Source organism: Cyclobacterium xiamenense (genome assembly GCF_009467825.1).
In the GTDB taxonomy this organism is placed as follows: Bacteria; Bacteroidota; Bacteroidia; order Cytophagales; family Cyclobacteriaceae; genus Cyclobacterium; species Cyclobacterium xiamenense.
This window is the reverse complement of the sequence record NZ_WIOK01000001.1, coordinates 288,688-305,546: the sequence shown is the minus strand read 5'-3', so window position 1 is coordinate 305,546 and position 16,859 is coordinate 288,688. Positions and strand designations below refer to the sequence as shown.

12 protein-coding genes are annotated in these 16,859 nt (G+C 51.1%); 6 read left to right on the top strand and 6 right to left on the bottom strand.

Annotation, left to right across the window (positions count from 1 at the left end; genetic code table 11):
• Positions 1-251: 251 nt before the first annotated feature.
• The 3 genes from GCU44_RS01220 to GCU44_RS01210 are packed head-to-tail and all read left to right on the top strand — an operon-like array spanning position 252 to position 5,460.
• Positions 252-2,987 carry a DUF1553 domain-containing protein gene (locus GCU44_RS01220; protein ID WP_154852666.1) on the top strand — a complete coding sequence of 912 codons (2,736 nt, stop codon included), beginning with the start codon at positions 252-254 and terminating at the stop codon, positions 2,985-2,987.
• Between the two features lies 1 nt (position 2,988).
• A complete protein-coding gene (locus tag GCU44_RS01215; RefSeq protein WP_154852663.1) occupies positions 2,989-4,485 on the top strand; it encodes a DUF1501 domain-containing protein in 1,497 nt (498 codons plus the stop codon).
• A gap of 27 nt (positions 4,486-4,512) precedes the next feature.
• Positions 4,513-5,460, top strand: a complete 948-nt coding sequence (locus GCU44_RS01210) for a sugar phosphate isomerase/epimerase family protein (protein ID WP_241684799.1) — start codon at positions 4,513-4,515, stop codon at positions 5,458-5,460.
• Here GCU44_RS01210 and GCU44_RS01205 read toward each other — a convergent pair.
• Together GCU44_RS01205 and clpB are read right to left on the bottom strand one after the other, a co-directional pair.
• A complete protein-coding gene (locus GCU44_RS01205) occupies positions 5,457-6,371 on the bottom strand; it encodes a glutaminase (RefSeq protein WP_154852660.1) in 915 nt (304 codons plus the stop codon). The two genes, GCU44_RS01210 and GCU44_RS01205, sit on opposite strands and share 4 nt — an antisense overlap.
• A 150-nt stretch (positions 6,372-6,521) precedes the next feature.
• Entirely contained in the window at positions 6,522-9,137 is a 2,616-nt protein-coding gene (clpB, locus tag GCU44_RS01200; RefSeq protein ID WP_154852656.1) for an ATP-dependent chaperone ClpB, read from the bottom strand.
• Positions 9,138-9,445: 308 nt separating this feature from the next.
• On the opposite strand from clpB, the gene GCU44_RS01195 reads away from it, so the two are divergent.
• The 3 genes from GCU44_RS01195 (at position 9,446) to GCU44_RS01185 (ending at position 12,631) form a co-directional block, all read left to right on the top strand.
• The gene (locus tag GCU44_RS01195; protein ID WP_241684798.1) at positions 9,446-10,798 is read left to right on the top strand and encodes a sulfatase; all 1,353 of its coding nucleotides are present in this window, start codon (positions 9,446-9,448) and stop codon (positions 10,796-10,798) included.
• A 95-nt stretch (positions 10,799-10,893) separates the two neighbouring features.
• Positions 10,894-11,943, top strand: coding sequence for a 23S rRNA (adenine(2503)-C(2))-methyltransferase RlmN (gene rlmN, locus GCU44_RS01190; protein ID WP_092176190.1), 1,050 nt, complete (start codon positions 10,894-10,896; stop codon positions 11,941-11,943).
• 70 nt (positions 11,944-12,013) lie between these two features.
• Entirely contained in the window at positions 12,014-12,631 is a 618-nt protein-coding gene (locus GCU44_RS01185; RefSeq protein WP_092176187.1) for a TetR/AcrR family transcriptional regulator, read from the top strand.
• Between the two features lie 11 nt (positions 12,632-12,642).
• Here the strand turns inward: GCU44_RS01185 and GCU44_RS01180 are convergent, their stop codons facing one another.
• The 4 genes from GCU44_RS01180 to GCU44_RS01165 are packed head-to-tail and all read right to left on the bottom strand — an operon-like array spanning position 12,643 to position 16,647.
• On the bottom strand, positions 12,643-13,569 hold the full coding sequence (locus tag GCU44_RS01180) for a rhomboid family intramembrane serine protease (RefSeq protein WP_154852650.1): 927 nt from the start codon (positions 13,567-13,569) through the stop codon (positions 12,643-12,645).
• Between the two features lie 6 nt (positions 13,570-13,575).
• The gene (locus tag GCU44_RS01175; protein ID WP_154852647.1) at positions 13,576-14,367 is read right to left on the bottom strand and encodes a rhomboid family intramembrane serine protease; all 792 of its coding nucleotides are present in this window, start codon (positions 14,365-14,367) and stop codon (positions 13,576-13,578) included.
• A gap of 19 nt (positions 14,368-14,386) precedes the next feature.
• On the bottom strand, positions 14,387-16,234 hold the full coding sequence (gene mutL / locus GCU44_RS01170) for a DNA mismatch repair endonuclease MutL (RefSeq protein WP_154852644.1): 1,848 nt from the start codon (positions 16,232-16,234) through the stop codon (positions 14,387-14,389).
• Positions 16,231-16,647 carry a hypothetical protein gene (locus GCU44_RS01165; RefSeq protein WP_154852642.1) on the bottom strand — a complete coding sequence of 139 codons (417 nt, stop codon included), beginning with the start codon at positions 16,645-16,647 and terminating at the stop codon, positions 16,231-16,233. The genes mutL and GCU44_RS01165 overlap by 4 nt, the downstream gene beginning before the upstream one ends.
• Positions 16,648-16,859 lie beyond the last annotated feature (212 nt).

Genomic DNA, 16,859 nt, shown 5'->3' with positions numbered 1-16,859 from the left:
CAGTTCCTTTAAAAAAAAAACAGCCTGTAAATGCAAGGCCCGCATCTAGCCTCCCTATGTCAGAACCACTGATCAGCCAGTCATGATGAAAAGATGTCGGAGCGGGTTGCCGTTTTCGGCGCGTCCCATTTGAAAAAATCGGCTTTGGTTAAACGCGTTTGAAAACTAAAAGAAGGTATCCTATATCTCTACACCTTGCGATTTCAGGCTTTTCTGGCTATTTTCGACTCGTATTTGTGACAAAACGACCCATGAATAAAACCGGATTTCTTATTGGAACGGCCAGTATTCTGCTCGCAGGGGTACTTTTCTATTCCCTGACACAAGAAAAGGAAATTGACTTTAGCGCGCAGGTAAAACCCATCCTGAACCAACACTGCATTTCCTGCCACGGAGGGGTCAAGAAAAACGGGCGCTTCAGCCTGCTTTTTGAAGAGGAAGCCTTGGCCGTCACCGAGTCCGGCCATCCGGCCATCATTCCCGGCGATGCCAGCGCCAGCGAATTTATCAAGCGCCTCACCGCGGCCGATCCGGAAATCCGCATGCCTTACCAGAAAGCCCCCCTTTCCGAGGAGGAAATCGAAATCCTTACCGCCTGGGTGGAACAGGGAGCACCCTGGGGCAAACACTGGGCCTACGAAACCCCAACGAAACCCACTCCTCCCGAAACGCCGGTTCAGGCGGGTTTTTTTACCGAGTCCGCACCCGCCTTTCTGCAAAACGACATCGACCGGTTTATCGCCCGGGGCTTGACCCAACAGGAATTGGCGCCATCGCCCGAAGCGGATAAACTGGTACTTCTTCGCCGATTGAGCCTGGACCTTACCGGACTTCCACCCTCCGAGGAACTCGTAAACCGGTGGAAATCCAACGAAATGAGCTACGAGGAATTGGTGGATGCCTTGTTGGAAAGCCCGGCCTATGGCGAAAAATGGGCTTCCTGGTGGCTGGACCTGGCACGCTATGCCGATACCAAGGGCTACGAACGGGATGTCAGCCGGGAAATCTGGGCCTACCGCGACTGGGTCATCAAAGCCCTAAACGCCGACATGCCCTTCGATCAATTTACGGTGGAACAGCTCGCCGGTGATTTACTACCCGATCCGGACATGGACCAGCTTACGGCCACAGCCTTTCACCGCAATACCATGAACAACGACGAGGGAGGCACGCAGGACGAAGAGTTTCGGGTCGCCGCTGTACTCGACCGGGTCAACACCACCTTTGACGTCTGGCAGAGTACCACCATCGCCTGCGTGCAATGCCATAGCCATCCCTACGATCCCTTTACCCACGAAAACTATTTCCAACTCATGGCTTTCTTCAATAACAGCCGCGATGAAGACACCCATGGCGAGGAGCCCAAATTAAAATTCTACACTGGAGAGGACAGCGTTCGGGTAGAAGAAATAAAAATCTGGGCCGCCCGCCATGGGAGCAAGGATCTGGAAAAAGAAGTAGGAGCCATCCTACGCTACCAGGAGCCCAAGTACCATGCACACCTGGCGGAGGATTTTGAAAACGGAGAATTGATCGACACCAAATGGCTCGGACTTTGGGACCAGGGCTCCTGCTATTTTCGGGGAATCTACACCGGTGGATCCCCCTATATTTACCTAAACTATTGGACGGCCAACGAAGGAAGCCTGCTGACCATTCGTAAGGACGGGCCTGAGGGAGAGATCTTGGCCCGGTTTACCCTGGATAAAACGGAGGGACGGGTCATCCGGCGGTTTCCTATCAAAAAAGTTAACGAAAAAGTAGACCTGTATTTTCGCATGGAAAACCGGCGGCTTGGCCCCCAGCAAACCACCTCGGCCATCAACTGGCTGGCCTTTTTTCCGGAGTTGCCCGGAAAAAACCAACCCGGGCACGCAGAGACCGATCGGGATTTCCTGGCGCTTCTCAACACAACTACCCCTTCCGTTCCGATTATGATCGAAAATCCGGATTACATGAAGCGAACGAGCCATGTGTTTGAACGGGGCAATTGGATGCTCAAAGGCGAGGAAGTGGCACCAAATGTACCGACCGTGCTCAACAGCTGGGATGCCGCCTGGCCGAAAAACCGCCTGGGTCTGGCCTATTGGCTAACCAGCGAGGAAAACCCCCTTACGGCACGCACCCTTGCCAACCGAATATGGGCGCAATTATTTGGACGGGGACTGGTAAGCACCTTGGAAGACATGGGCACCCAATCCGATCCTCCAAGCCACCGGGAACTGCTGGACTGGATGGCGGTTCGGCTCATGGAAGACCACGACTGGCGATTGAAACCGTTGATTAAAGACCTGGTGCTATCCGGTACCTATCGTCAGTCTTCCGTCTCTTCGGCCTTGCTGCACGAAAAAGACCCAAACAACCAATGGTACGCCCGGGGACCGAGGTTCCGACTCAGTGCGGAACAAATCCGGGACCAGGCACTCGCAGCAACGGGCCTACTAAGCGACAAGATGTACGGCAAACCGGTCATGCCGCCCCAGCCGGACAATGTTTGGCAAACCGTCTATAACGGAGAATCCTGGAAAACCAGCGAGGGGGAAGACCGGTACCGACGCGCGGTATACACCCTTCTAAAGCGCACCAGCCCCTACCCGTCCTTTATCAGCTTTGATGCGGGAAGCCGGGAGGTATGTACCATCGACCGCACGGTGACCAATACGCCCTTGCAGGCCCTGGTAACCTTAAACGACCCGGTATACCAGGAGGCTGCCTACCAGCTGGCGCTGCGCATGCAGCAGTCCGGCGCCGAAGACCCGATCTCCTGGGCCTACGAAAAGCTGCTGCTACAGCCCATCACCGCGGAGAAACACCGCTACCTGAAAGACCTCCGGGATTTTGCGCACGAAGATTTTGCGCAGGATCCGCAGGCCCTGAAGGACTGGCTTCAGTTCGCCGCGGAAGCCGACAAAGACCCCGAACTGGCGGCCCTGGCGGTGGTCGCCAATGCACTATTGAATCTGGATGAATTCCTAACCAAATCCTGACATGGACACCCTCAAAAAATTACTGGCTGAGAAACTGGAACGGGAACTGCAGACCCAAACCCGCAGGCATTTTATTCAGCGCTGTGTAAGTGGCATGGGCGGCCTGGCTTTGGGATCACTCATCGGCGGCTGCCAGGCCCCGGAACCCCGGCGCATGCAACTTTCCGAGCGAGACCTCAACCCCCTGTCTGCTATGGCACCTCCCTTTACACCAAAGGTGCAATCGGTGATCTACCTGCACATGGCGGGTGCCCCCTCCCAGCTGGAAATGTTTGATTACAAACCCGAATTGGCGCGGCTTCACAACAAGGAGTGTCCGGAATCCCTGCTGCAGGGAAGAAAATTTGCCTTTATCCGTGGCCGTCCCAACCTGCTCGGCCCCCAAGCCAACTTTGAGCAGTGCGGCGAGTCGGGCAACTGGGTGTCGGATTACCTGCCTCATTTCAAGCAGGTCGTGGACGAAGTGGCTTTCCTGAAAGCCGTTCATACGGATCAATTTAATCATGGTCCTGCCCAGCTGTTTATGCAAACGGGTAGCCCCCGACTGGGCCGGCCCAGCATCGGTTCCTGGGTGACCTACGGCCTGGGCTCCGAAAACCAAAACCTGCCCGGATTTGTGGTACTCACCTCCGGAGGAAAAACACCTGACGCTGGAAAAAGCGTCTGGGGAAGCGGTTTTTTACCCTCCGTCTACCAGGGGGTGCAATGCCGTTCACAAGGGGATCCGGTATTGTACATCGAGGACCCGAAAGGCATGTCACGAAGCCTGAAACGAAAAATGCTCGACGCCATCAACGGGATCAACGAGGCAGATTTCCAGGCCTATGCGGATCCGGAAATTCTCGCCCGAATCAACCAGTACGAAATGGCATTCCGCATGCAAATTGAGGTGCCGGAGGTAATGAATATCAACGAAGAACCGGAATACATCCACCAGCTCTACGGCACCCAGCCGGGAGAGGAATCCTTCGCCAATAACTGCCTGCTTGCACGCAAAATGGTAGAAAAAGGCGTCCGGTTCGTACAGCTCTACGATTGGGGATGGGATGCACACGGTACCGGCGAAAGCACCGCCATTGACCTGGGCATGAAAGACAAATGCCGCGAAATCGACCGCCCCATTACCGCCCTATTGACCGACCTCAAGCAACGAGGCCTACTGGACCAAACGCTGGTGGTATGGGGAGGAGAATTTGGCCGCACCCCCATGCAGGAAAACAGGGAAGGAAAAACCCAGAGTTACAAGGGCCGGGATCACCACGTCGATGCCTTTACCATGTGGATGGCCGGGGGCGGTATCAAGAAAGGAGCGGCGCACGGGCTCACAGACGAATTCGGATTTTCCGGTGTGGAAGATACCGTTTCCGTACACGATATTCATGCCACCATCCTCCAACTTTTGGGATTTGACCACGAGCAATTTACCTTTGATTTTCAGGGCAGGCCTTTCCGCTTAACGGACGTGGAAGGGCATGTCATTCGGGAAATTCTATCCTAATCAGTCACGAATATTAGCAAACATCCAATGAACCGAAGAACATTTATTCAGCGAGGCGGTGCCCTCAGCCTGGGATTGGCTACCGCTCCCTACCTGGCCCAGGCCGCTCCCGATTTCCTCCAACGAAAATTCCGGATAAGCCTGAACCCCTACGCCATAGGCGTAAAAATCAGTCAGGAAGAAATGATTGACAAAGCCGTGGCCCATAAGTTTGAAGCCATCCTGCCTGTTCCTGCGCAGCTGATGGAAATGTCCCCGGGCAAATTGGATGAATTTTTGGCCCGAAAGGCCGCACAGCAGCTCAGTTGGGATTCGGCCGGTCTGCCGGTGGATTTCCGCAAAGACAAGGCTACCTACGAAGCAGGGATTAAAGAATTGCCCAAAATTGCCGTTCGCCTGCGGGAGGCGGGGGTAAGCCGGGTGAATACCTGGATCATGCCCAGCCACAACGAACTGCCCTACCTGGAAAACCTAAAGCAACACAGTCAGCGCCTCGGCCTGGCTGCCCAAATACTGGGAGAAGAAGGGCTGAAACTAGGGTTTGAGTACGTGGGTACAAAAAACCTGAAAATCATCAACCGGTACCCTTTTGTGGGGACACTGAAAGAAGTGCAAGACCTCATTGCTGACATCGGGCGCCCAAACGTAGGGGTACAGCTGGATAGTTTTCACTGGTACACCTCTAGCGAAAGTGTCGCCGATCTGGAAAAGCTAAGCAACGATCAAATCGTGACCTGCGACCTCAATGACGCCACGGCTGGAAGAAGCATTATCGAACAAATAGACGGCGAGCGCCAACTCCCGGGAGAAAGTGGCTTAATCGATCTGAAGGGCTTCATGCAGGCCCTTGTCAACATCGGCTACGACGGTCCGGTACGTGCGGAACCATTCAATGCCAAACTAAACGCCATGGACAATGAGCCGGCGCTGGCCGCAACTTCAAGGGCCATGTGGCGAACCGCCAACCTGGTCTAGAAGAGCGAAAACTTTAGCTTATCTGTCAGGAGTTCAAGGGCCTTGATCGCCTTGACAGAATTTCCCTTTTCGTTCAATTCGGGCGACCAGACGGCGATGCTGAATTTTCCGGGAAGTACCGCAGCCACCCCGCCGCCGACACCGCTTTTTCCGGGCAAGCCCACGCGAAATGCAAATTCTCCGGATTCGTCGTAAAAGCCGCAGGTGAGCATGAGTGCATTGACACGGCGGGATTGACTTTCGTTTAGGATTTCCCTTTTTGCAAAGAGGGAATAGCCGTCGTTTGCAAGGTAAGAAAACGCTTTGGCCAGTTCCTCGCAACTCATTTCAATGGAACACTGCGACACGTAGGTGCGGATGACTTCCTGTATGTCATTGTCAAAGTTTTGGTAGGCCTTCAAAAAATAAGCCATGGCCGTATTCCGCTCCGCATGCAGCAGTTCGGAGTGCATCACCTCTTCATTGATCCGAACGCAATGCTGTCCTGCCAGCTCGTCAATAAACTCCCGTATACTACGGACGGGATTTTCAAATTTGCTCGTAAGGGCATCGGTAATCACCAGGGCCCCTGCGTTCAAAAAGGGGTTTCGGGGGATGCCTTTTTCGTACTCCAGTTGGGCAATGGAGTTGAAGGGGTTGCCGCTAGGTTCTACGTTAACGCGTGACCAGAGTTTGCTCCGAAAAACATGAAAAACCATTGTCAGGGTGAATACTTTGGAAATACTCTGAATGGAAAAAGGCTCCTGGTAATCGCCAACCCCGTAAACCTCCCCGTTCAAGTCGATCAGGGCCATGCCAAACCGGTCAGCGGATACCTTTGCCAATTCGGGAATGTAGTCCGCTACCATGCCCCGTAGATTCAGGTCGTTGACTTCCTGATATACTTCTTCGATCAGTTGCTGGTAGTCCATGCATACAAGGTACAACCCAAGCGGCGTTTTGACTTCACAAGGAGTGAATTATTTCGGAACGGCTTCATAATCCGTGGGCAAACAAAAAGCAGCTGACCAAATCTTTGGCCAGCTGCTTGCTGTTTCTATCCCGGCCACATGGGCCGCATATTACTCTACACCTACTTCATCCACATTTTTGAAATACACCTGCCTGTCTGCATCCAGGTCCACCAATACGGCGCTATCGTTTTTGATGTAACCACTTAGAATCTGCTTGGAAAGCTCGTTTAAAACCAGGCGTTGCATGGTTCGCTTTAGTGGCCGCGCCCCGTATTGGGGATCAAAACCTACCTCGCCCAGGTAGTCCAGCACTTCCCGTGTGGCTTCCAATTCGATTCCAGCTTCCGCCAGTCGTTTTTGTACTTCTTTCCATTGGATATCCACAATTTTTCGCAGGATTTCCCGGTTAAGGGGTTCAAACATGATGGTTTCATCGATTCGGTTCAGAAACTCCGGGCGAACCGATTTTTTCAGCAAGCCAAACACTTCTTCTTTGGTTTCTTCCATCACCTGTTCCTTGTTCCAGGCATCCATGTTTTCAAAGCGCTCTTGTATCAAGGTGGACCCAATATTGGTAGTCATGATGATAATCGTGTTTTTGAAATTGGCCACCCTGCCTTTGTTGTCCGTCAGCCTGCCATCATCCAGTACCTGCAGCAGGATATTGAATACATCCGGATGGGCCTTCTCGATCTCGTCTAGTAATACCACGGAGTAAGGCTTTCGGCGTACCGCTTCGGTCAGCTGTCCTCCCTCGTCGTAACCGACGTAACCGGGAGGCGCTCCCACCAGGCGACTCACGGCGTGTCGTTCCTGGTATTCCGACATATCGATGCGGACCATGGCATTTTCATCGCTAAACAGGTATTCGGCCAGCGCTTTCGCTAATTCGGTTTTCCCTACACCGGTGGTGCCCAGGAAAATAAAGGAACCGATCGGACGCTTGGGATCCTGCAAGCCTGCACGGCTACGTCGAACGGCATCCGAAAGGGCCACGATTGCTTCCCGCTGTCCGGCCACGCGCTTGCCCAACTCCTCTTCCAGGTGAAGCAGCTTTTCGCGCTCGCTTTGGATCATTTTTGATAGCGGAATCCCGGTCCATTTGCTGACCACCGCCGCAATGTCTTCGTGGTCTACCTCCTCCTTCAGCAGGGGCGATCCTTCCTGCATTTCCTTTAGCTGCTGCTGAAAGGACTGCAGCTTCTTCTCGCTTTCTCCGATTTTTCCGTAGCGAATTTCCGCCACCTTTCCAAAATCACCGGCTCGCTCCGCTTGTTCGGCTTCCAGTTTGAATTTATCGATATTTTCCTTCTCCCGCTGTATGCCCTGAATGACCGCTTTTTCGCTTTCCCACTTGGCCTTGATACCTTGTCTCTTTTCCGAAAGTTCTGCCAGTTCCTTGCTTAGCACGGCCTCCTTGTCCTTGTTTTTTTCACGTCGGATGGCTTCCCGCTCGATTTCCAACTGCATGATGCGGCGATTAAGCTCGTCCAACTCCTGAGGCAGCGAATCAATTTCCATACGCAATTTGGCGGCGGCTTCGTCCATCAGGTCAATGGCCTTGTCCGGAAGGTACCGATCGGAAATGTACCGCTGCGAAAGTTCTACTGCCGCAATCACGGCATCGTCTTTTACCCGCACTCCGTGATGCAGTTCGTACTTGTCTTTGATTCCCCGTAAAATGGAGATGGCATCCATAGCATCCGGTTCATCGACGATGACTTGCTGAAACCGACGCTCCAGGGCTTTGTCCTTTTCGATGTATTTTTGATACTCTTTAAGGGTGGTCGCCCCGATGGCGTGCAATTCACCCCTGGCCAATGCCGGTTTCAGCAGGTTTGCTGCATCCATGGCCCCTTCTCCGCCCCCACCTGCTCCGATTAGCGTGTGAATCTCATCAATAAACAAGATGATTTCCCCTTCCGAATCGGTCACTTCCTTGATAACAGCCTTTAGGCGTTCTTCAAACTCTCCCTTGTACTTGGCGCCCGCTACGAGCAATCCCATGTCCAGGGAAATAAGGATTTTACTCTTGAGGTTTTCCGGCACATCCCCGCTCACAATCCGTTGAGCCAGCCCTTCCACAATGGCGGTTTTCCCTACACCCGGTTCTCCCAGAAGGATGGGGTTGTTTTTGGTCCGGCGGGCCAGTATTTGCAGCACCCGTCTAATCTCCTCATCCCGGCCGATCACCGGGTCAATTTTGCCTTTTTTGGCAAGTTCGTTCAGGTTTTTGGAGTACCTCTCCAGCGACCTGTACTTTGATTCTGCGTTCTGATCTGTCACTTTATTTCCTTTTCGTAGTTCCTTGATGGCTTCAATGAGATTTTTCTCATTCAGTCCCTGATCCTTTAAGAGTTGGGCCGTTTTATCCGTACCGGCCAACACCCCCAATACCAGATGCTCCACCGCTACGTATTCGTCTCCAAAGGTTTTTAGGTATCCTTTTGCTTTTTCCAGCACCTGATTGGTGGCATTGGACAGGTAAGGTTGCTGTCCGCTGACCTTTGGCAGCTGCCCGATCAGTTCGTCCAACTTCTGCACAACCAATCCACTGTTGACTCCCAATTTTTTAAATAGAAAATCGGTGACGTTGCTATCTTCTTGAATGATTCCCTTGAGCAAATGGGCAGGTTCTATCAATTGTTGCTGCCCGGCTGTGCACAGCTCCAGTGCCTGCTGTATGGCTTCCTGAGACTTGATGGTGAATTGTTTGAAATCCATGGTGTTCCGGGTTATGGTTGCTTTCTTTTCTTCTTTTACAGCTAGAATCAAATATGCAACCAATCCGATTTCTCGGAAAAAATGTCCGATTTCGAACAGGATCGATTCCTTTTTCGGACTTTTTGGCAGGCGCTCGCTACTTCCTGTATGGAAATCCGAGGGCACCGATCGGATGTATTCGTGCATTTGCCTATCTTTGCCGGGTACAATCAGCCTGTCTTGGTCCCATGAAACTCCCGCTTACTTTATTTTGCCTAGGTTGTTTTTTTTCCTGTGTGGAAAAAGAGGCGCCTAAACCAAACGTCATCGTGATTTTGGTAGACGATTTGGGTTGGGCCGATATCGGGGCCAACCATCCGGAGACCTTTTACGAGACCCCCAACATCGACGGTATGGCTGCAAATGGCCTGCGGTTTTCCCAGGCCTATTCCGCCCATCCGGTATGCAGCCCAACGCGGGCAGCCCTGATGACGGGAAAGCATCCCAACCGGGTGCAGATTACAGATTGGATTCCGGGCTTTAATCGGGATAAAGAAAATTGGCCGCTAGCCACTCCGGAAATTAGCCATGAACTGCCGCTGGAAGAAACCACGCTCGCAGAGAAATTTAAGGAAAACGGCTACCAAACCTTCTTTGTTGGGAAATGGCACCTGGGAGAAGAACCCCGCTACTGGCCCGAATACCAGGGATTTGACCGAAACATCGGTGGCTGGAGTGTGGGAGCGCCGCAATTAAAACAAGGACAGGCAAACGGGTACTATTCCCCCTATGGAAATCCCCGACTGGAAGACGGGCCGGAAGGGGAATACCTCACGGAACGACTTACGTCGGAGAGCATTCGATTTATTCAGCAACGAGGCGAAGAGCCATTTTTCCTGTACCTGGCCTTTTACACGGTGCATACCCCCATACAGGCTGCGCCAACCAAACACGATTACTTCCTTCGCAAAAAAGAAAATCTGGAAACCAAACCCGGGCAGCAGGCGTATCGGCCGGAAGGAACGGGCCAAACCAAACTCATTCAGGACAATGCGGCCTATGCATCGATGGTTTCCGCCATGGACGAAAATGTAGGCAGGCTGCTTCAGGCCTTGGAAGATGCAGGGCTTTCGGATAACACATGGGTCGTGTTCACCAGCGATAATGGAGGCCTGTCTACCTTGTTTACGGAAGGTGCTCCCACGGCAAACGGCCCGCTTCGGGCGGGCAAAGGTTGGTGCTACGAAGGGGGCATCCGGGTGCCCTTCATTGTTCAGGGGCCGGGTATTTCCCGGCAGGGCAGTGTATCGGAGACTCCGGTGGTTAGCATGGACGTATTTCCCACCCTCCTTAGCCTGGCCCAAATCCCGCACGATGCCGGCGATGGGAAGGACTTGAGTCCATTGATCCTCGAAAACGGGCAAATTGAGCGGGAGGAACTGTTTTGGCATTACCCCCATTACCATGGCAGTGCCTGGAAACCCGGTTCCGCCATTCGGAAGGACCACTGGAAATTGATCCATTTTTACGAGACAGGGCTCAGTGAACTGTATAACCTGGACAACGACCCGGGAGAAACCGAAAACCTGGCAGCAAGCCATCCCGAAAAGGCGGCCTCGCTCGAAAACATACTCATGCAAAAACTGAAGGAAACGGGAGCCCTCCTTCCGCAACGCCGGTAATTGCCCCTGGCAAAATAGTTGGGCAGAACGGCAGTTGGGCAGGAACCAAGGTACCGAGAAGCTTTGTTTACTACGGGCCCGAAACAAGCAGAAAAATGCAGGAACACGACAAACAAGACATTCGAAAATTAAGCCTTCCGGATTTGGAAACGTATTTTGAGACGGTGGGCGAAAAAAAATTCCGAGCCAAGCAGGTCTACGAATGGCTGTGGAACAAATCGCTCAAAAACTTCGATGACATGACCAATTTATCGAAGGCCACCCGGGAACACTTGAAGGAAAATTTCACGATTAACCACATTCGGGTCGATCAGCTTCAACGCAGCACCGACGGGACCATCAAAAATGCCGTGAAGTTGTTTGACAATCAAATCGTGGAATCGGTGTTGATCCCTACTTCCAAACGAATTACGGCCTGTGTCTCTTCCCAGGTCGGCTGCAGTCTGGACTGCAACTTCTGTGCGACAGCCCGGCTGAAACGAATGCGCAACCTAAACCCGGATGAGATTTACGATCAGGTGGTAGCCATTCAGGAAGAGGCCCGGATGTATTTTGACCGGCCCCTGACCAACATCGTGTTTATGGGAATGGGAGAGCCCCTGCTAAATTACCAAAATGTGCTAGCCGCCATTGAGCGAATCTGTTCTCCCGAGGGCCTGGGAATTTCCCCCCGGCGGATTACCCTTTCGACAGTGGGGATTGCGAAGATGATCCGAAAACTGGCGGATGACGGGGTTCGTTTTAATCTGGCACTTTCCCTGCATTCGGCCATCAACGAAACCCGAACGCGTCTGATGCCCATCAACGAGAGCAATACCGTCGAAGAACTGGCCGATGCGTTGGCCTATTGGTATTCCAAAACCAAACGAAAAGTGACCTTTGAATACGTGATTTGGGAAGGGATCAATGACGACGAAACACATGCCAGGGCATTGGCCAGGTTTTGCAAAAAAATCCCTTCAAAAGTCAATATTATTCAATACAACCCCATTGATGACGGGGAATTTCGACAGGCCGCACCCGATAAGGTAGCCCTGTATTTGCGGATATTGGAGGAATCCGGAATCATCGCCAAGGTCCGAAAATCACGGGGACAGGACATCGATGCTGCCTGTGGGCAGTTGGCGAATAAAATAGAGTGGTAATTAGACAACGGGAAAATTAGGATATGAATTACTTTTTTTTAACTTTGAAATACGAAATAGAGTAAATTAAATGGACCTTCCTGCCATCATAGAAAAATCACTACCCGTTTTGAACGAAAAGGGCTACCAAGGGACAGATATGGACCGTTTGATAGACCAATTGCAAATCCGTCCTTCAGATTTATACCGGGATGTACGAGATTTTGACGATTTGATCGTCCGGATCTTTTACCGCCTGTGCAACGAATCGGATGCAGCCGCGGCAGAAATTGACCAAAATGGCAGTTCGCTGGAAAAGTTGTATACGAGTACCCTGGCTTCTTACCGGATTCAGGAAAAGTACCGCTTCTTTTTTTTGGATCTGGGAACCATCATCAACCGGCACGAGGCGGTAAAAGATCGGTATTTTGAACTCATTTCCCTGCGTAAGACCCAACTGATTCACCTTTTTCACAAGATGAGTCAGGAAAATGTGTTTGAAAAAGAAAACTTTACGGGTAGCTTTGAAAACCTGGCCAATCAGATGACCATGCTATCCGATTACTGGCCCATTCACAATCTGGTGATTTTTGGGCAAGACTCATTTCACCACCAGTATTACAGCAAGCTCGTTTTTTCCATGGTCTTGCCTTTTTTGACCGACGAAGGTCTTAGACAATACAAAAAAATATTGGGCTACGAACGGTGAGCTAACCCGGATCAAACATCCTTGTTACTAAAATCAAAAAGTTTGCGTTTTTCTTCCTTGCTCAGGTTATCGTAGCCTTTTTCGGCAATCTTATCGAGAATTCGATCGATTTCTTCCTGTGTGCTTTTGCTGCCGCTGCTGCCCGAATTGACGGGTGCCGTTCCACCTTTGGTTTTCACGTTATCGCTACCCCGTCGGTAGGTTACCTTCACTTTTGGTTTTTGCGAGAACAATTTCTCAAAAAACAAGCCAACTGCCTGAACGGGCTTGCCCATATCCACGCCCTTTTGGAGCTGTAAGATGTACAGGTACCCGAGAGCGGCTCCGCCCAGGTGTGCCAATTCCCCACCGGCATTTGATCCCGCAGAATTGGCAAACGCGATCAAGACGTAGAAAATGGCAATGTATTTAATTTTTACCGGTCCGAGCAATAGCAGGTGAAACTGGGTATCGGGTCGAAGCGTTGCGGCGGCTACCACGATGGCATATACACCGGCACTGGCTCCCAGCATCAGTGCTCCATCCACCCGATCGCTAAAATACGGGGCAATGTTATAAAGTACCATGTATAGCAATCCGCCTGCGATTCCTCCCAGAATGTACAGGTTTACCAGCTTTCTGCTACCCAGGTATTCCTGAACCAAAAGCCCAAACCAATACAAAAACAACAAGTTAAATATGATATGAAAGAAGCCTTCATGAAAAAACATGTAGGTAAGTAGGGTCCAGGGTTGTGTCACAAACCTGGGCAGAGAGGCCGGCATCATAAAAACGGAGACAATGGAGCGGTAAAGCTCTTCGGCACCACCAATGGTAAGAAATACCCGCAGCACCATCAAGACCAAAAATGCGATCAAATTGATGGCAATAATTTTATAGAGACCATTGTCTTTGTGGTCAAAGGCGTGCCTGATATGATACCAAAATCCTCCGTACATGATGTTTTAATAGAAATTTCTTCTGTCCTTCTTCCAATAGGTAATCAATACCGCACCGATGGCCAACCCGGCAAGGTGCGCAAAATGAGCTACATTATCTGTGGGATTCGATACAAATATATTATAAACCGTGTATAGTCCATAAAACAAGACAAGGTATTTTGCTTTTACCGGCATGGGAGGGAACAGCAAAAACAACTGGGTATTGGGAAAGAGCATACCAAAGGCAATGAGAATCCCAAACAACGCTCCGGAAGCTCCCACCATCGGAACATTCGCCTGCCGATCCCGTACATCCAACATGGTGCGTTTGGCGCGGGACTCCAGCTCCTGACTTTCGGGATTTCGGCTGTATTCGTCCACAAATTCATAGATAACCGGATTGAACAAATGCCGGTTGTCCGACACAAACCGGTTGAAGGATTCCGGATCGGGGTTATCGGTAAAAGCTTCGATCCGGTCGTTGAGGCTGCCCATTTTGTAGGCATTGTATCCCGAGTAGAGTACCCCGGACCCAATCCCGCAAACCATCCAGAGGATTAGGATCTTTTTCGGCCCCATGAACTGCTCCAGCAGCGGCCCGAAGATAAACAGGCCAAACATGTTGCTGAACAAATGCCAGAAGTCAGCATGCATAAACATGTAGGTGACAAACTGAAACGGCATAAAAAACCGGCTTTCCACGTAATAGAGTGCAAAGAGATTTTTCAGCTGCGGCATAAAAAAAGATACGACTACGTGCATCCCCACAGTGATCAATAGCAAGTTTTTCACGATGGGGGTAAGGGCTCTAAACATAGGATACGATTTTAATTCATCAATGGAAAAATTGCTCTATTTTACTCAAATCTAATTTAACAAAGGTTTTGATGCCCTCCGGACTGTAATTGGGGTTTTGACAGGCAAATAGTTGACCGGCCAGGTTTTCCATTTCCTGGTATTTCAACGGATCTCCCCGTTTGATAGACGTTTTTTTCGCCAAAGATCTTGCCAGATTTTCCTTTCTGCCCAGGGAAAGCTCCTGCTTGAAATGTTTGAATTGCTCCAGCAGTTCCTCCACCAGAACTTTTTCACTGGCGATGGACACGTCCGCAGGGACCCCATTGATCAATACCGAATGCTGACCAAAGGCGGTCAGTTGAAAGCCCAAATCATTTAACTCCTCTTTCAAATCCATCACCAATGCGAAGTCCGCCGGGCTCAAGTGGATGGTTTGGGGAAACAAGCATTGCTGCGAAGCCCCACCGGACTGTTCCAACTGCCGCAAGTACTGCTCGTACAGGATGCGCTGGTGCGCCGCCTGCTGATCAAAAATCAACAAGCCCGAGGAGGTCTGTGCTACAATATAGGCCTGTTCTACCTGAAAGGTTTTACCCGATCCCAGCGGCCCTTGCCCGGGTAGGGGCTGAACAGCTTCCCGTTGGTTTGCTTTGCTAGGGAAAGTAAGCAACTGCTCTTCTTCCGGTGGTGCCTTGTCGGGATCAAACTGCAAGGCCAGGTCTTCCGGGTTTTGTTGGAACAATTGCTCCCAACCTTTGACCCCCTTGTTTAGCAGGCTGGGACCCCGATAGGTACGGTAGTCGTTTTCGCTGCGAAGCTCCTGGCGTTTGGCTTCGTCCTTTTCCCAGGTATCTGCAATGTTGACATCCTGGCTAAAATCGATCATGGGCACCACATGGTGGGCCCCCAGGGCCTGTTTCACGGCCGAACGAACCACCCCGTAGATGGTTCGCTCGTCGTCAAATTTGATCTCCGTTTTGGTGGGGTGTACGTTGATATCGATGTGTTTGGGGTCAATCGTTAAAAACAACACGTAGAACGGGTGTTGATCGCTACCGATCAGCGCCTCGAAGGCATTCATGACCGCATGGTGCAGGTAATTGCTTTTTATAAATCGGTTATTGACAAAAAAATATTGTTCTCCCCGGGTCCGTTTCGCCTGCTCGGGTTTCCCAATGTATCCTTTGATGGAAATATGGGGCGATTCTTCCTGACACACGATGAGTTGATTTCGGTACTGTTTGCCAAATATGCCGAGTATTCGTTTGCTGAGTTTGCCGGAATCCAGGTTGAACAGCTCCATGTCGTTTTGGTGAAACGTAAATGCCACCTCCGGATAGGCTAGCGCCACCCGCTGAAACTCCTCCACCAGGTGACGCGTTTCTACGGCATTGGATTTAAGAAAATTTCTGCGGGCCGGCACGTTGAAAAACAGGTTCTTTACCGAAATCGAGGTCCCTTCCCGGAAAACGACCGGCTCCTGCTTTTTCACGGAGGATCCCTCAATCACAATGACTGTTCCCAGTTCGTCCTCGCTACGCTTGGTCTTCATCTCTACCTGAGCGACAGCCGCGATAGAGGCCATGGCTTCGCCCCTAAACCCATGTGTCCGGATCGCAAATAAGTCATCCGATTTTCGGATTTTCGAGGTGGCATGGCGCTCGAAGCACATGCGTGCGTCCGTGATGGACATGCCCATCCCATCATCCACTACCTGAATCAGCGATTTGCCCCCCTCCTTCACCACCACCGAAATGTTTCTGGCTTTGGCATCGATGGCGTTTTCCAATAGTTCCTTCAGCGCAGAAGCCGGACGCTGCACCACTTCGCCAGCAGCTATCTGATTGGCGATGGCATCCGGCAACAACTGAATCAGGTCATTCATGTAGCTTTCTTTTTCGAGGGTTTTAATTTAAATAAGGACACAAGCAATGCCACGGCAGCTCCCAGGTACAGCAGGTAATAAAAGAAATCCGGACCGATATACAGGTACCCGCCAAAACCAGCCACCAGTAAGACAAAAATTATCATGCGCATCATCCCGGCACTTTGCATGACCGTAGAAGGCTGCTTTTTGATGGGGCTTCCACTGGTGAATGCCCCACGAATACTCGAGCCGTGGGAGTAGCGGCGATCCAACTCCTCCCGGTCTTCGTACTCCAGTACACCCCGGGCTTCGAGTTCCCGCTTGATGTTCTCCGTACGCTGATGAATCTCTTCTTTTACCGGATCGTAATGTCTTGGATTGATTTGAAACCTTCTTGGTTGATTGACCCTGAATATGGATGGAAACTTCATGTTCGTAGAAATTTGACTGCAAGAATCTTTGGAAAGAAAAGCCACCAACTGGCGTCTTTTCCTTTCGGCAAGTGAAAAAACCGCGCCGGGCGAGAAACCTAATTTATTCAACTATTGTTTTTTGAATAAGATATTTTCTGCTCATCACTTTTAACTAGGTAGACGAACGGAAAATACGTATGTTTGATCAATTCAGCACGGTGTTGATTGCA

What these genes read in the sequence shown, in the direction of transcription:
- GCU44_RS01175 (WP_154852647.1), bottom strand. Translation starts at nt 14,367, where the DNA reads ATGTTTAGAGCCCTTACCCCCATCGTGAAAAACTTGCTATTGATCACT.
- GCU44_RS01180 (WP_154852650.1), bottom strand. Translation starts at nt 13,569, where the DNA reads ATGTACGGAGGATTTTGGTATCATATCAGGCACGCCTTTGACCACAAA.
- GCU44_RS01165 (WP_154852642.1), bottom strand. Translation starts at nt 16,647, where the DNA reads ATGAAGTTTCCATCCATATTCAGGGTCAATCAACCAAGAAGGTTTCAA.
- GCU44_RS01220 (WP_154852666.1), top strand. Translation starts at nt 252, where the DNA reads ATGAATAAAACCGGATTTCTTATTGGAACGGCCAGTATTCTGCTCGCA.
- GCU44_RS01215 (WP_154852663.1), top strand. Translation starts at nt 2,989, where the DNA reads ATGGACACCCTCAAAAAATTACTGGCTGAGAAACTGGAACGGGAACTG.
- rlmN (WP_092176190.1), top strand. Translation starts at nt 10,894, where the DNA reads ATGCAGGAACACGACAAACAAGACATTCGAAAATTAAGCCTTCCGGAT.
- mutL (WP_154852644.1), bottom strand. Translation starts at nt 16,234, where the DNA reads ATGAATGACCTGATTCAGTTGTTGCCGGATGCCATCGCCAATCAGATA.
- GCU44_RS01205 (WP_154852660.1), bottom strand. Translation starts at nt 6,371, where the DNA reads ATGGACTACCAGCAACTGATCGAAGAAGTATATCAGGAAGTCAACGAC.
- GCU44_RS01185 (WP_092176187.1), top strand. Translation starts at nt 12,014, where the DNA reads ATGGACCTTCCTGCCATCATAGAAAAATCACTACCCGTTTTGAACGAA.
- GCU44_RS01210 (WP_241684799.1), top strand. Translation starts at nt 4,513, where the DNA reads ATGAACCGAAGAACATTTATTCAGCGAGGCGGTGCCCTCAGCCTGGGA.
- clpB (WP_154852656.1), bottom strand. Translation starts at nt 9,137, where the DNA reads ATGGATTTCAAACAATTCACCATCAAGTCTCAGGAAGCCATACAGCAG.